Source organism: Pseudomonas sp. GW704-F2 (assembly GCF_059423025.1).
This window is the reverse complement of sequence record NZ_JBWKXO010000008.1, coordinates 175,108-189,957: the sequence shown is the minus strand read 5'-3', so window position 1 is coordinate 189,957 and position 14,850 is coordinate 175,108. Positions and strand designations below refer to the sequence as shown.

Here is a 14,850-nt window from a genome sequence, read left to right as displayed (position 1 = left end):
GCCTTGCGTTGCCTGTGAGGCCGCTATCGGGGGCAAGCCCCCTCCCACATTTGAATTGTGAATACCTTCAAAGGTGGGAGGGGGCTTGCCCCCGATGAGGCCCGACCTGACCACACTTCAAAGAGGGTGCATTCAATGTCCCAAGAATACGACTACATCATTGTGGGTGCCGGCTCCGCCGGTAACACCCTGGCGACCCGTCTGACCGAAGACGAAGGCGTCACCGTCCTGCTGCTGGAAGCCGGCGGCCCGGATTACCGTCTCGACTTCCGCACCCAGATGCCCGCCGCCCTGGCGTTCCCGCTGCAGGGCCGTCGCTACAACTGGGCCTACGAGACCGATCCAGAACCGCACATGGACGGCCGTCGCATGGAATGCGGGCGCGGCAAGGGCCTGGGCGGTTCCTCGCTGATCAACGGCATGTGCTACATCCGTGGCAACGCCATGGACTACGACAACTGGTCGAAACTGCCCGGCCTGGAAGACTGGACCTACCTCGACTGCCTGCCGTATTTCCGTAAAGCCGAAACCCGCGACATCGGCCCCAACGACTACCACGGCGGCGACGGCCCGGTCAGCGTGACCACGCCCAAGGCCGGCAACAACCCGCTGTTCCACGCCATGGTCGAAGCCGGCGTACAGGCCGGTTACCCGCGTACCGAAGACTTGAACGGCTACCAGCAGGAAGGCTTCGGCCCGATGGACCGTACCGTCACGCCAAACGGCCGGCGCGCCAGCACCGCGCGCGGTTACCTGGACACGGCTAAAAAGCGTTCCACCCTGACCATCGTCACCCATGCCCTGACCGACAAAGTGCTGTTCGAAGGCAAGCGTGCGGTCGGCGTGCGTTACCTGATCGGCGCCGCCGAAGAACGCGTCGAAGCCCGTGCGCGTAAAGAAGTGCTGGTGTGCAGCGGCGCCATCGCCTCGCCGCAACTGCTGCAACGCTCCGGCGTCGGCCCGGCCAAACTGCTCGAAAGCCTCGACATCCCGGTGGTCCACGACCTGCCCGGCGTCGGCGAAAACCTGCAGGACCACCTTGAGCTGTACCTGCAATACGCCTGCACCCAACCGGTGTCGTTGTACCCGTCGCTGCTCTGGTACAACCAACCGGCCATCGGTGCCGAGTGGCTGTTCAACGGCACCGGCATCGGCGCCAGCAACCAGTTCGAAGCGGGCGGTTTTATCCGTACCCGGGAAGACTTCGATTGGCCGAACATCCAGTACCACTTCCTGCCGGTGGCGATTAACTACAACGGCAGCAACGGCGTGAAAGAGCATGGTTTCCAGGCGCACATGGGCTCCATGCGTTCGCCGAGCCGTGGCCGCGTGCAATTGAAGTCGAAGAACCCACGGGACTACCCGAGCATCCTCTTCAACTACATGGCCACCGAGCAGGACTGGCAGGAATTTCGCGATGGCATCCGCCTGACCCGCGAAATCATGCAGCAGCCGGCGCTCGACCCGTTCCGTGGCCGCGAAATCAGCCCGGGCATCGAGGTGCAGACCGACGAGCAACTCGACCAGTTCATCCGCGAACACGCCGAGACCGCGTTCCACCCGTCCTGCTCGTGCAAGATGGGCAGCGACGAGATGGCCGTGGTGGATGGCGAAGGCCGCGTGCATGGCATGCAGGGCCTGCGGGTGGTCGATGCGTCGATCATGCCGATCATCACCACCGGCAACCTGAACGCGCCGACGATCATGATCGCCGAGAAAATCGCCGACAAGATCCGTGGCCGCAAGCCACTGCCGCGCAGCACCGCGGACTACTACGTGGCAGGCGATGCGCCAGTGCGGGGCAAGCCGATGCGTGAAGTGGGGCCTACTGCGCAGTAACTGGAAGACCGTGTCGCCCTATCGGGGGCAAGCCCCCTCCCACACTTCGATTTGTGAATACATTCAAAATGTGGGAGGGGGCTTGCCCCCGATAGGGCCCGACCCAACACCGCAAACCTTACGCCTACACTCTCCTTGATCCGCTCCCCAGCCCAGGCCTACTCTGTTCGTCTGCCCGCGCTGAGCCGCCCACAAGGAAGGCCCCATGTTCGAACACCACGCCACACTCAAAAAGCATTTCAGTGCCCTGCGCACCACCGCCGAGTTTTTCTCCCTGCGTTACGTGCGCGAATCCGGCCACTACCTGTCGGTGCGCAAGAACGTCGCCGCACCGCCGCACCTGAACCACGACGAAGGCGCCATGCTCACCGTGCGCGTCAACGGTGTCGAAACCTACGCCGCGACCCACGATATTTCCCTGCCCGGCCTGCAAGCCGCGCTCGAGCGTGCCGAACAGCAAGCACGCCTGATAAAACCCCACGCCCTGCTCGACCTGCGCGAGCAACACGTGTCCAGCGACGTCGCCGATTACCTGTCGCCCCACCTTGAGCAAGCCTTCCCCTCCTTGAGCGACTGCTACCAATTGCTCGGCGCTGAATCCGCGGCCGTGCCCCGGGACGAGCGCCTGGTGAACTGGGAAGTCAGCCTCGGCCTGAGCCACGTCGAACAGATCTACCTCAACAGCGCCGGCGCGGAACTGCGCCAGGCCCAGCGTTTTGTGTTCCCTGGCGTCAACGTCACGGCCTACGACGGCAACGACAGCCAGTCGCGCACCCTCGGCGGCAGTAACTTCGGCCAGCAAGGCGGGTTTGATGTGATCGAGCGCTTCGGCCTGGTCGGCGCCGCGCCGCGCATCGCCGACGAAGCCCTGCAACTGCTGCTGGCGCCGAACACGCCGCAGGGCCCGCGCGACCTGCTGTTGATGCCCGACCAGATGATCCTGCAGATCCACGAATCGATCGGCCATCCGCTGGAACTCGACCGCATCCTCGGTGACGAGCGCAATTACGCCGGCACCAGTTTTGTGAAGGCCAGCGACTTCGGCCACCTGCAATACGGCTCCAAGCTGCTCAACGTGACCTTCGACCCGGACATCCCCGAACAACTGGCCAGCTACGGCCACGACGACGACGGCACCCCGGCCAGCAAGCAATTCCTGATCCGCGAGGGGCTGCTGCTCAAGCCGCTGGGCGGGGCGTTGTCGCAATTTCGCGCAGGCATGAGCGGCGTCGCCAACAGCCGCGCCAGCAGTTGGAACCGCCCGCCGATCGACCGCATGGCCAACCTGAACATCGAGGCCGGCGACCAGAACCTGGCGCAACTGATCGGCGGCATCGAACACGGCATCCTGATGTCGACCAACCGTTCGTGGTCCATTGACGACGCGCGCAATAAATTCCAGTTCGGTTGCGAATGGGGCCAGTTGATCGAAAACGGCGAACTCAAAGGCGTGGTGAAAAACCCCAACTACCGCGCCATTTCCGCGCAGTTCTGGCGCAAGCTCAGCGCCGTGGGCGACGCCAGCACCTTCCAGGTGTTGGGCACGCCGAACTGCGGCAAAGGCGAGCCCAACCAGGTGATCCGCGTCGGCCATGCCTCGCCCGCCTGTGTATTCAGCCATGTCGACGTATTTGGGGGAGACGCCTGATGAACAACTTCAAGGCATTGGTGGAGTGGCTCAAGCAGGCCCTCACCGACAAAGAACAATTTCACCTGGGCTACGCCGCGGAATCGTCCGAATTCGTGCGTTTCAACCATGCCAAGGTGCGTCAGGCCGGGCAGGTGCAACAGGCCAGCCTGACCCTCAAACTGATCAACGACGGCCGTCATGCCGACCTCGGCATCACCCTCGGCGGCGAGCCGGAGCTGGACCGCCAGCGCCTCGCCGCTGGCCTGCAACAGCTGCGCGAAACCTTGCCGTTGCTGCCGCACGATCCGTACCTGTTGCTGAACCACAACGCGTGGCAGAGCCAAAACGAACAGGCCCGGCCGCTGCCCGAGCTGGGCCAGGTGCTGGGAGACATCAGCCAGGCGGCACACGGCGTCGATCTGGTCGGTTTCTACGCCGCTGGCCCGATCAGCCGTGGCTTCGCCAGTTCGGACGGCGCGTTCGGCTGGCATCAGGCCAATAGTTTCAACTTCGACTTCAGCCTGTTCCACGCCAACGGCGAAGCGGTCAAAGCCAGTTACGCCGGCAATGAATGGAACAGCGCCGAGTTCGCCCGCCGCTTCCAGCAGGCTCGCGAACAGCTGGAATTCCTCGGACGGCCACTGCACAAGCTGGCGCCCGGCGAGTACCGCGCCTACCTGGCGCCGGCAGCCCTGGAAGAAATCATCAGCATCATCACCTGGGGCGGTTTTTCCGCCCAGGCCATCGCCAGCAAAAGCAGCTCGCTACAGCGGCTGTATGCCGGCGAGCAGGCGTTGAGCACGCTGGTGACGGTGGATGAGCACATCAGCGGCTCGCTGAGCCCGGCGTTCTCCAGCGAAGGCTACCCGTGCAGTGACGTCACGCTGATCAACGCCGGCCAGGGCGCCGGCCAACTGGTCAATTCGCGCAGCGCCGCCGAATACGGCCTCAGCACCAACGGAGCCAGCAGCGACGAATCCCCCAGCGCGTTGCAGATGGCGGCGGGCAGCCTGGCCCAGGCCGATATCCTCAAGCAATTGGGCACCGGGCTGTACATCAGCAACCTGTGGTACCTGAACTATTCCGACCTGCCGGCAGCGCGCCTGACCGGCATGACGCGGTTCGCCACGTTCTGGGTGGAAGACGGCGAGATCAAGGCGCCGGTCAGCACCATGCGCTTCGATGACAGCGTCTACAGCCTGCTCGGCTCACAACTCGAAGCGCTGACCGCAGAGCGCGAACTGTTGCTGTCGGCCAGTACCTACAGCCAGCGCAACACCGCGTCCAATCTGTTGCCGGGGGCATTGGTCAAGCGCCTGACCCTGACCCTCTGACCGACAGTAGTCTGCTTGTGGGAGGGGGCCCCCTCCCACATTGTTTTGTGTTGATTTCAGACATCTTGTTTCGACATGTCCTACAGCTAAATCAGACCTCTCTCACCGCCCGCCCAAGGCCGGTTGTCGCCTGTAAAAAACCCCGTTATAACGGTTAGTGGCACCCCGCCACCTAACCCACGTGCCCGCACGTGATGCATGACCTCGCCCGGGAAAAGGCAAGCTGGAGCATTGACATGAACCATGGAAGTTTTGTCATAGAAAAGCTGTTCAAGCACTACAACGTTCATGTTGAGCAACTAGGTCACCATCCGCAAAAGAAAACCGTGCTGATGGTCAATGGCGCGCTATCCACCACGCGCTCCTTCGCCCGCACCAGTAAATGCCTGGCCGAGCATTTCAATGTGCTGCTGTTCGATTTACCGTTCTCCGGCTATTCACGCGAGCACAACACCGACCTGGACCTGGTGACCAAGGACGACGAAGTGCAAATCCTGCGGGCGCTGGTGGAGCGCTTCCAGGTCAACCACCTGGTGTCGGCCTCGTGGGGCGGCATCTCCACGCTGCTGACCCTGGCACACAACCCGCCCTCCATCGAAAGCTCGGTGGTGATGGCGCTGGCGCCGAACCTCAACCAGGCGATGCTCGACTATGTGGAGCGGGTGCGCGCGCTGATCGAAGCCGACGACAAATCCGCCGTCGGCCACTTGCTCAACGACACCGTGGGCAAATACCTGTCGCCGCGACTCAAGCGCAATAACCATCGGCACCTGTCGAACATGGCCACCACCGAATACCGCCAGGCGCGCTTTCATATCCATCAGGTGCTGGCGCTGGGCGATGGCAACTACCTGCCACAGCTCAGCCGGATCGAAACACCGGTGCATTTCCTCAACGGCACGCTGGACGAATACACCCCGGCCGCCGAGGCCCGACTGTTCCAGCACTACGTAGGCCGCAGCAGCTTTGCCGTCGCCGAACATACCGGGCATCTGCTCGACCTGGAGTCCCGCGAAGCGGCGCGGGCGGTACATCGCGCGCTGCTGGACTTCCTGGTGGGCGAGCACGCGATGTTGTCGGATGTAGACGAACCTTCAGTGGGAAAAGGAGCGACGAATGGCGCATAATCGCCGACACATAGCCTCCTAACAAAAGGGATCCCATGCCAAATCGCGCCCCTCTCGATGCCAAGACCGCCCGCTGGCTCCCCTGGGTGGTCGCGATTGCCTTCTTCATGCAATCGCTGGATGGGACGATTCTCAACACGGCACTGCCGGCGATGGCCCGGGACCTCGCGGAAAACCCGCTGCGCATGCAAGGGGTGGTGATCGCCTACATGCTCACCGTCGCCTTGCTGATCCCGGCGTCGGGCTGGATCGCCGACCGCTTCGGCACCAAGAAAATCTTCTTTGGCGCGATCATGCTGTTCAGCATCGGCTCGCTGCTGTGCGCGCTGTCCAGCAGCCTGACCATGCTCGTCGGCGCGCGGGTGGTCCAGGGCCTGGGCGGTGCGCTGATGCTGCCGGTCGGCCGGCTGGTGGTGCTGCGCGCTTATCCGCGCTCCGAGCTGGTGCGGATCATGGGCTTCATCACCATCCCCGGCCTGCTCGGTCCGTTGCTCGGCCCGACCATGGGCGGCTGGATGGTGCAATACCTGACCTGGCACTGGATCTTCCTGATCAACCTGCCGGTGGGCATGATCGGCTGCTACGCCGTGTGGAAACTGATCCCCGACCTGCGCGGCAGCGAGCGCACGCGGTTCGACGGCATCGGCTTCCTGCTGTTCGGCGCGGCGATGGTGTTGATCACCATCGCCATGGAAGGCCTGGGCGAATTGCACCTGCCGCACCTGCGGGTGATGTTGCTGCTGTTCGGCGGGCTGGCCTGCCTGGCGGCCTATTGGCTGCGCGCCGGGCATATCGATAACCCGCTGTTTGCGCCGGGGCTGTTCAAGACCCGTACCTTTGCGGTGGGCATCCTGGGCAACCTGTTCGCACGCCTGGGCAGCGGCGCCTTGCCGTTTCTGGTGCCGTTGCTGTTGCAGGTGGCCTTGGGCTATTCACCGTCCCAGGCCGGGATGAGCATGCTGCCCCTGGCGGCGGCGGCGATGCTGGCCAAGTCGGTTGCACGGCCGTTGATCGAACGCCTGGGCTACCGCGTGGTGCTGACCGGTAACACCCTGGCCTTGGGCCTGATGCTGGCGAGCATGGGCCTGGTCAGCGAACAGACGCCCTACCCGCTGCTGCTGGGCATGCTGGCGATACTCGGGGCGATCAACTCCTTGCAGTTCACCGCGATGAACACCGTTACCCTGATCGACCTCGACGATGCCCAGGCCAGCAGCGGCAACAGCTTGCTGTCGGTGGTGGCACAACTGTCCCTGAGCCTCGGCGTGGCCTGCGCCGGTGCGCTGCTCGGCGGGTTCACCGCCGAATCGGGCAATGACGGCGTGAGCACGGTACTCGGCGCCTTCCAGCTGACCTTCCTCACCGTGGGCATCATGGCAATGCTGGCGGCGGCGATCTTCCTGCAACTGTCGCCAAAAGACGGCAAACGCATCGGCAGCCGCGAACACGACATCGAACACTAGCAGGCGTCTCGTCGAGAACTTGCAGGGAAAATCCCACGGGACTGCTACACTGCGCGACATTTTGTTTTTGCAGAGCCAGTCCCGTGACCACCATCGCCACCGCTTTTAATACGTTGCCGCTCTCCGCCGCCATGCTGGCTAACCTCGACTCGCTGGGTTATGCCGAGATGACGCAGATCCAGGCGCAGAGCTTGCCGGTGATCCTCAAGGGGCTGGACCTGATTGCCCAGGCCAAGACCGGCAGCGGCAAGACGGCTGCGTTCGGCATCGGCCTGCTGAACCCGATCAACCCGCGCTACTTCGGCTGCCAGGCCCTGGTGATGTGCCCGACCCGCGAGCTGGCCGACCAGGTGGCCAAGGAAATCCGTCGCCTGGCCCGCGCCGAAGACAACATCAAGGTGCTGACCCTGTGCGGCGGCGTGTCCCTCGGCCCGCAGATCGCCTCCCTGGAACATGGCGCCCACGTCATCGTCGGCACCCCGGGCCGCATCCAGCAACACCTGCGCAAGGGTTCGCTGGTGCTCGACGGCTTGAACACGCTGATCCTCGACGAAGCCGACCGCATGCTCGACATGGGTTTCTACGACGCCATCGAAGACATCATCAGCAAGACCCCGGCCCGCCGCCAGACCCTGCTGTTCTCGGCCACCTACCCGGTGAGCATCAAGCAGCTGGCCTCGAAATTCATGCGCGCGCCGCAGCAAGTCAAGGCCGAAGCGTTCCACTCCGACGACCAGATCGAGCAGCGTTTCTACGAGATCTCGCCGGAAGAACGCATGGAGGCCGTCACCAAAGTCCTCGCGCATTTCCGTCCGGCCTCGTGCGTGGCGTTCTGCTTCACCAAGCAGCAAGTGCAGGAAACCGTCGACCACCTGACCTCCAAAGGCATCTCCGCCGTCGGCCTGCATGGCGACCTGGAACAGCGTGACCGCGACCAGGTGCTGGCGATGTTCGCCAACCGCAGCACCTCGGTACTGGTCGCCACCGACGTCGCCGCCCGCGGCCTGGACATCGATTCGCTGGACATGGTGATCAACGTCGAACTGGCCCGCGACTCGGAAATCCACATCCACCGCGTCGGCCGCACCGGCCGTGCCGGTGAGACCGGGATCGCCATCAGCCTGGTGGCGCCGTCCGAAGCGCACCGCGCCCAGGCCATCGAGCAACTGCAGAAGTCGCCGCTGAACTGGGACCAACTGGACAACCTCAAGCCACAGAGCGGTGGCCCGCTGCTGCCGCAGATGAGCACCCTGTGCATCGCCGCCGGCCGTAAAGACAAGGTCCGTCCGGGCGATATCCTCGGCGCGCTGACTGGTGAAGCCGGCATTCCGGGGGCCCAGGTCGGCAAGATCGCGATCTTCGATTTCCAGGCGTTTGTGGCCGTGGAACGCAGCGTCGCCAAGCAGGCGCTGCAGCGTTTGAATGACGGCAAGATCAAGGGCCGTTCGTTGCGCGTGCGGATCCTGTAAACGATCTTTCGAACAATAGAGATCCCCTGTGGGAGGGGGCAAGCCCCCTCCCACATTTGACTGTATTTCAAATCAGAACATGTATGAGGACACCGTTTTGCGCTCGACCGAAGTTGTGATCATTGGCGCCGGCGCCGCAGGCTTGATGTGTGCTCTGACCGCCGCCGGACGTGGGCGCAAGGTGATGCTGATCGACCACGCGAACAAGGCCGGCAAGAAGATCCTGATGTCCGGCGGCGGTCGCTGCAACTTCACCAATATGTACACCGAACCGGCGAACTTCCTCTCGCACAACGCGCACTTCTGCAAGTCCGCCCTGGCCCGCTACACCCAATGGGACTTCATCGGCCTGGTGGCCAAGCACGGCGTGCCGTACCACGAGAAGAAGCTCGGCCAGTTGTTCTGCGATAACAAATCCAGCGACATCCTCGGCATGCTGCTCGACGAGTGCATCCAGACCGGCGTGAGCCTGCACCTGGACACCTCGATCGAAACCATCGCCAAGCTCGACAGCGGCTACCAGTTGCAGACCACCCTGGGCGAGTTGCGCTGCGAATCCCTGGTGATCGCCACCGGCGGCCTGTCGATCCCGACCCTCGGCGCGACCGGCTTCGGTTACCAGGTGGCCAGGCAATTCGGCCACGAACTGCTGCCGACCCGCGCCGGGCTGGTGCCGTTCACCATCACCGACCAGCTCAAGGAGCTGTGCGGCGAGTTATCCGGCACGTCGGTCGATTGCCTGGTCAGCTGCAACGGCCAGAGCTTTCGCGAGAACCTCCTGTTTACCCATCGCGGCCTGAGCGGGCCGGCGATTCTGCAGATTTCCTCCTATTGGGAGTCCGGCGACACGGTCGAGATCAACCTGCTGCCCGACCACGACGCCCACGCCTGGCTGCAACAGCAACAAGCCGAGCGCCCCAACAGCGAGCTGAAAACCCTGCTGGGTGAAATCTTCACCAAGAAGATGGCCAACCTGCTGGCAGAAACCTGGTTCGTGTCCAAGCCGATGAAGCAGTACACCCACGCCGAACTGGCCGACATCGCGCAAAAACTGGCGAGCTGGCAATTGGTACCGGCAGGCACCGAAGGTTATCGCACCGCCGAAGTGACGCTGGGCGGCGTGGATACGCGGGAAGTGTCGTCCAAGACCATGGAATCGCTGAAAAGCCCGGGCTTGTACTTCATCGGCGAAGTGCTGGATGTGACCGGCCACCTCGGCGGCTTCAACTTTCAGTGGGCCTGGGCTTCCGGCTACGCCGCTGCGCAGTATGCCTGACACAACGCGGTAAAAATGTGGGAGGGGGCTTGCCCCCGATGGCGGTGTGTCAGTCACCTGATGAGTTGACTGGTCCACTGCCATCGGGGGCAAGCCCCCTCCCACATTTTGATTTTCAGTGTGCCCGGGAGAAATTTTGTGCAGTGATGTGATCACCACCCTTGCCGCAGCGTCCTTGATAGCTCAATTTAGCGGCATCGTCCCGGAAGACTCCAGCCTTCATGTCATCGACCTCGTTCAAGCAGTCCATGCGGCGCCTATGGGCACTGGATAAATTCAGTTACAGCGTTCGGGTATTCATCGCCCTCACCGGCAGCATGACGCTGTGCTGGTATCAGGATGAAATGACACTGCTGATCCCGCTGTTCCTGGGGATTATCGCCAGTGCCCTGGCCGAGACCGACGACAGTTGGCAAGGCCGCCTCAACGCCCTGGCGGTGACGCTGGTGTGTTTCAGCATTGCCGCGCTGTCGGTGGAGCTGTTGTTCCCCTACCCCTGGGCCTTCGCGGTCGCCCTGGCCCTGGCGAGTTTCGGCCTGACCATGCTCGGCGCCCTCGGTGAGCGTTATGGCGCGATTGCGTCGGCCACCTTGATCCTGTCGGTCTACACCATGATCGGCGTGGACCAGCGCGGTGGTGCCGTCACGGATTTCTGGCACGAACCGCTGCTGCTGGTGGCCGGCGCCGCCTGGTACGGTGCGCTGTCGGTGCTGTGGCAGGTGCTGTTTTCCAACCAGCCGGTGCAGCAGAGCCTGGCGCGGTTGTTTCGCGAGTTGGGGCGTTACCTCAAGCTCAAATCGTCGCTGTTCGAGCCGATCCGCCAGTTGAACGTGGAGGCGCGCCGCCTGGAGCTGGCCCAGCAAAACGGCCGGGTGGTGGCCGCGCTGAATGCGGCGAAGGAAATCATCCTGCACCGCGTCGGCAACGGCCGGCCGGGCTCCAAGGTCAGTCGTTACCTCAAGCTGTATTTCCTGGCCCAGGACATCCACGAACGCGCCAGCTCGTCCCACTATCCCTACAACGCCCTGGCCGAGGCCTTCTTCCACAGCGATGTGCTGTTCCGCTGCCAGCGCCTGCTGCGCCAGCAAGGCAAGGCCTGCGAGGCCCTGGCCGAATCGATCCAACTGCGCCAGCCGTTCATCTATGACGCCAGCTTCGCCGAAGCCTTGGGCGACCTGAACGCCTCCATGGAACACCTGCGCATCCAGAGCAACCCGGCCTGGCGCGGCCTGCTGCGTTCCTTGCGTGCGCTGGCGGCCAACCTGTCGACCCTCGACCGCCTGCTGGGCGACGCGAGCAACCCGGACGCCCTGGCCGACGCCAGCGACAGCAACCTGCTTGACCGTGCCCCACGCAACCTCAAGGAAATGTGGACGCGCCTGCGCACCCAGCTCACGCCGACTTCGCTGCTGTTCCGCCACGCCTTGCGCCTGGCCCTGGCGTTGACCATCGGCTATGGCACCCTGCATGCGATCCACGCTTCCCAGGGCTACTGGATCATCCTCACCACCCTGTTCGTCTGCCAGCCCAACTACGGCGCCACCCGGCGCAAGCTCGGCCAGCGGATCATCGGCACGGCCATCGGGCTCACCGTGGCCTGGGCACTGTTCGACCTGTTCCCCAGCGCCCTGGTGCAGTCGATGTTCGCCATCGCGGCAGGCCTGGTGTTCTTTATCAACCGCACCACCCGCTACACCCTGGCCACCGCGGCGATCACCCTGATGGTGCTGTTCTGCTTCAACCAGGTGGGCGATGGCTACGGGCTGTTCCTGCCACGCCTGTTCGACACCTTGATCGGCAGCGTGATTGCCGGCCTGACCGTGTTCCTGTTCCTGCCGGACTGGCAAGGTCGGCGCCTGAACAAAGTGCTGGCCAATACCCTGACCTGCAACAGCATCTACCTGCGCCAAATCATGCAGCAATACGCCGCCGGCAAAAGCGACGACCTGGCTTACCGCCTGGCCCGACGCAACGCGCACAACGCCGACGCGGCGCTGTCCACTACCCTGGCGAATATGCTGATGGAGCCGGGGCAGTTCCGTAAGGAGGCCGACGTGGGCTTCCGCTTCCTGGTGCTGTCCCACACCTTGCTCAGCTACCTGTCGGGGCTCGGCGCGCACCGCGAAACCCAACTGCCGGCCGACGTGCGCGAACACTTGATCGACGGCGCGGGGAAAACCCTGGCGGCGAGCATCGACGAAATCGCCACGGGGCTGGCCAATAAACAGCCGATCTCGATTCAGAGCGATGCCGAGGAAGCCTTGGCTGCGGAGCTGGAACAGATGCCGGATGAGATCGATGAGGGGCAACGTCTGGTGCAGACGCAACTGGCGTTGATTTGCCGGCAGTTGGGGCCGTTGCGCACCCTGGCGGCCCACCTGATCAAAGACACCAGCGCAGCGTAGGCCACTACATGCCGTGCTGCTTCATCAACCGCGCATAACTGCCGTCGGCCTTCATCTTGGCAATCTCGCGGTCAAAACCGGCAACGATCTGCTCATGCTCGGGGTTCTTCAGGCTGACCAGAATATGCAGGCTGTTTTCACTCAACGGCTGCGGCAAAAACTCCACCGCATTGCGCACCCGCGCCGACTCCTGCGCCAGGTAATAACGGGCAACGAATTCGTCCTCCACCGTCAGGCGTACCCGGCGCGCAACGAGCATCCGCACCGCCATGGCGAAGTTGTGTACCGGGACTTTCTGTAACTGCGTGTCCTGGTCGAACGCCGCAGAATACGCATACCCCCGCACCACGGCGATGGGATAGTTGTGCAGTTGCTCAAGGTTCTGGAACTCGATGGGATCGTCGCGACGCTTGATAAAAACCAGGCGGTTGATCAGGTATTCAGCGGAAAACTGCCCCAGGCGCGTGCGGGCCTCGTCATACCAGGCGTTGACCACCACGTCGTAGCGCCCATCGCCGACCCCCATCAACGCGCGAGCCCAGGGCACCTGCTCGAAATCACTGGCATAACCGGCGCGGGCCAAGGCTGTGCTGACAATATCGGTAGCCAGCCCACCATTGATCAAGGTGGCATCGGTAAAGGGTGGCCAGGCATCTGCCACCAGGCGCAGACGCTGTGCGAACGCCGGCTGGGCCAGCAACAACATTCCAATCAAAGCAACGGCACGAGAGAATCGCGGCATGCTTAAAGTCCTTGGCAGGCAGGCGGTGGCCCTGGCTCAGGCGGTGCCTGAGGATGTAACAGTAGCTCAGATTACACAAAGAACCCGCCGCTGAATGCATACAATGATGGCAGATTGATGTCACTGATCAAAACAGTCGATTTAGACAGAAGTGCCCGCCGCGCTTACTATCCGGGACAGACACTTCCAAGAGAACCACACCATGACAGTCGAATGGGTCTGCAAACATCACAACGACCTGGGCAAGGAACAGCTGTACGCCATTCTGCGCCTGCGCAGCGAGGTCTTCGTTGTCGAGCAAAAGTGCGTCTACCAGGACATCGACGGGCAGGACCTGCAAGGCGATACCCACCATCTGATGGCCTGGAAAGGCGACGACCTGGTGGCCTACCTGCGCCTGCTGGACCCGGAGACCCAGGCCGGGGATGTGGTGATCGGCCGGGTGATCGTGGCACCGATGGCACGCGGCACCGGGCTGGGGCATCTGCTGATGGAGGAAACCCTCAAGCAGATTGACGATATCTGGCCAGAGACGCCGATCTTTCTCTCAGCCCAGGCGCATTTGCAGGGGTATTACGCGCGGTATGGTTTTTTGGTGGCGGGTGAGGAATACCTTGAGGACGACATTCCGCACATCGGCATGCGGCGCGCCTGATGGCCCCATCGCGAGCGGGCTTGCTCGCGATAGCGTCAGCCCAGCTGACCGCCAAGCCTCAGGGATAAGCCAAGACCTGTTTGATCGACGCCAGATTCGCCTCGATCCACCGCCGATCGATCGCGCCCCAGTCGCGAATCCGATAGCCCCCCGCATGATTGCGCGCGCCGTCTTCCTGCTCGAACTCGCAGACGATATCCAGATCCGCCAATGCCGCAATCGTGTCCTGCGCGGTGCGCCGGGGCATGCCCGTCACCTCGGTCAGCGCCGGCACGCTGCTGGCCTGCTGGCTGTCGATCAGATACGCCACGTACAGGCGGCGGTAGAAGCTGCTCTTGGTCTTGCTCACATCCATGGTCAACCGCCTTGGAAAGTCAGGGTTTTCCCTGCAGGTCGCGATACGTGAGGTACACGCGCAGGTCGAATTCCACCTGATGGTAGCCCGGCATCATGTACTCACAGAGTTTGTAGAACGCTTTGTTGTGGTCCAATTCCTTGAAGTGCGCCAGTTCGTGTACCACGATCATGCGCAGAAATTCCGGGGCGGCCTCCTTGAACAGCGCGGCGATCCGGATTTCTTTCTTGGACTTCAGATTGCCGCCCTGCACCCGCGAAATCGTGGTGTGCAGGCCGAGGGCACGGTGGGTCAGGTCGAGGCGGTTATCGAACAGCACTTTGTCGATAGCCGGCGCGTTGCGCAGGTGCTCCTGTTTCAAGGCCAGCGCGTAGGCATACAGGGCCTTGTCGCTCTGCACGGCGTGACGTTCGGGGTAACGCTGCTCCAGGTAGGCGCCCAACTGGTCCTTGGCGATCAGTTGGCGCACTTGCTCCTGAAGGGCAGCGGGATAGGCCTGGAGGTATTTCAGCGCGGTCATTGAGGTCTGCAACAGGGTTCGAATGGGCGCCAGTG

General features: G+C 63.0%; 12 protein-coding genes. 9 read left to right on the top strand and 3 right to left on the bottom strand.

All coding sequences use genetic code 11. The features are described 5' to 3' along the window. Positions 1–135: 135 nt before the first annotated feature. The 8 genes from betA to yccS all read left to right on the top strand — a co-directional run bounded on the left by betA (position 136) and on the right by yccS (position 12,543). Positions 136–1,839, top strand: coding sequence for a choline dehydrogenase (gene betA / locus AC07W0_RS09730; RefSeq protein ID WP_046381793.1), 1,704 nt, complete (start codon positions 136–138; stop codon positions 1,837–1,839). Positions 1,840–2,044: 205 nt separating this feature from the next. Further along, a complete protein-coding gene (locus tag AC07W0_RS09725) occupies positions 2,045–3,487 on the top strand; it encodes a TldD/PmbA family protein (RefSeq protein WP_046381792.1) in 1,443 nt (480 codons plus the stop codon). Beyond that, positions 3,487–4,803, top strand: a complete 1,317-nt coding sequence (locus AC07W0_RS09720; protein ID WP_046381791.1) for a TldD/PmbA family protein — start codon at positions 3,487–3,489, stop codon at positions 4,801–4,803. Before AC07W0_RS09725 ends, AC07W0_RS09720 begins: the two co-directional genes overlap by 1 nt. A 236-nt stretch (positions 4,804–5,039) precedes the next feature. Next, positions 5,040–5,930, top strand: a complete 891-nt coding sequence (locus tag AC07W0_RS09715; protein WP_102617717.1) for an alpha/beta fold hydrolase — start codon at positions 5,040–5,042, stop codon at positions 5,928–5,930. A 35-nt stretch (positions 5,931–5,965) separates the two neighbouring features. After that, positions 5,966–7,393 carry a multidrug transporter subunit MdtD gene (gene mdtD, locus AC07W0_RS09710; protein WP_102617718.1) on the top strand — a complete coding sequence of 476 codons (1,428 nt, stop codon included), beginning with the start codon at positions 5,966–5,968 and terminating at the stop codon, positions 7,391–7,393. Positions 7,394–7,524: 131 nt separating this feature from the next. Next, positions 7,525–8,862, top strand: coding sequence for an ATP-dependent RNA helicase DbpA (gene dbpA / locus AC07W0_RS09705; RefSeq protein ID WP_231590016.1), 1,338 nt, complete (start codon positions 7,525–7,527; stop codon positions 8,860–8,862). Positions 8,863–8,959: 97 nt separating this feature from the next. Continuing rightward, positions 8,960–10,138 (top strand): BaiN/RdsA family NAD(P)/FAD-dependent oxidoreductase, encoded by a 1,179-nt coding sequence (locus AC07W0_RS09700; protein WP_046487938.1) that lies wholly within the window; start codon positions 8,960–8,962, stop codon positions 10,136–10,138. Positions 10,139–10,359: 221 nt separating this feature from the next. Then, entirely contained in the window at positions 10,360–12,543 is a 2,184-nt protein-coding gene (gene yccS / locus AC07W0_RS09695; protein ID WP_017844946.1) for a YccS family putative transporter, read from the top strand. A 4-nt stretch (positions 12,544–12,547) separates the two neighbouring features. Here the strand turns inward: yccS and AC07W0_RS09690 are convergent, their stop codons facing one another. Then, positions 12,548–13,285 carry a substrate-binding periplasmic protein gene (locus AC07W0_RS09690; protein WP_046487940.1) on the bottom strand — a complete coding sequence of 246 codons (738 nt, stop codon included), beginning with the start codon at positions 13,283–13,285 and terminating at the stop codon, positions 12,548–12,550. Between the two features lie 202 nt (positions 13,286–13,487). Here AC07W0_RS09690 and AC07W0_RS09685 point away from each other — a divergent pair, with 202 nt between their 5' ends. After that, positions 13,488–13,940 (top strand): GNAT family N-acetyltransferase, encoded by a 453-nt coding sequence (locus tag AC07W0_RS09685; RefSeq protein WP_017844948.1) that lies wholly within the window; start codon positions 13,488–13,490, stop codon positions 13,938–13,940. 58 nt (positions 13,941–13,998) lie between these two features. On the opposite strand, the gene AC07W0_RS09680 is transcribed toward AC07W0_RS09685, so the two are convergent. Continuing rightward, positions 13,999–14,295: a winged helix-turn-helix domain-containing protein gene (locus tag AC07W0_RS09680; protein WP_102617719.1), complete on the bottom strand. Its 297-nt coding sequence runs from the start codon at positions 14,293–14,295 to the stop codon at positions 13,999–14,001. Between the two features lie 19 nt (positions 14,296–14,314). Continuing rightward, on the bottom strand, positions 14,315–14,815 hold the full coding sequence (locus AC07W0_RS09675) for a M48 metallopeptidase family protein (RefSeq protein WP_102617720.1): 501 nt from the start codon (positions 14,813–14,815) through the stop codon (positions 14,315–14,317). Positions 14,816–14,850 lie beyond the last annotated feature (35 nt).

Coding starts and splice junctions, on each gene's coding strand:
- AC07W0_RS09685 (WP_017844948.1), top strand. CDS start 13,488: ATGACAGTCGAATGGGTCTGCAAACATCACAACGACCTGGGCAAGGAA.
- mdtD (WP_102617718.1), top strand. CDS start 5,966: ATGCCAAATCGCGCCCCTCTCGATGCCAAGACCGCCCGCTGGCTCCCC.
- AC07W0_RS09680 (WP_102617719.1), bottom strand. CDS start 14,295: ATGGATGTGAGCAAGACCAAGAGCAGCTTCTACCGCCGCCTGTACGTG.
- yccS (WP_017844946.1), top strand. CDS start 10,360: ATGTCATCGACCTCGTTCAAGCAGTCCATGCGGCGCCTATGGGCACTG.
- AC07W0_RS09720 (WP_046381791.1), top strand. CDS start 3,487: ATGAACAACTTCAAGGCATTGGTGGAGTGGCTCAAGCAGGCCCTCACC.
- AC07W0_RS09675 (WP_102617720.1), bottom strand. CDS start 14,815: ATGACCGCGCTGAAATACCTCCAGGCCTATCCCGCTGCCCTTCAGGAG.
- betA (WP_046381793.1), top strand. CDS start 136: ATGTCCCAAGAATACGACTACATCATTGTGGGTGCCGGCTCCGCCGGT.
- dbpA (WP_231590016.1), top strand. CDS start 7,525: ATGCTGGCTAACCTCGACTCGCTGGGTTATGCCGAGATGACGCAGATC.
- AC07W0_RS09725 (WP_046381792.1), top strand. CDS start 2,045: ATGTTCGAACACCACGCCACACTCAAAAAGCATTTCAGTGCCCTGCGC.
- AC07W0_RS09690 (WP_046487940.1), bottom strand. CDS start 13,285: ATGCCGCGATTCTCTCGTGCCGTTGCTTTGATTGGAATGTTGTTGCTG.
- AC07W0_RS09715 (WP_102617717.1), top strand. CDS start 5,040: ATGAACCATGGAAGTTTTGTCATAGAAAAGCTGTTCAAGCACTACAAC.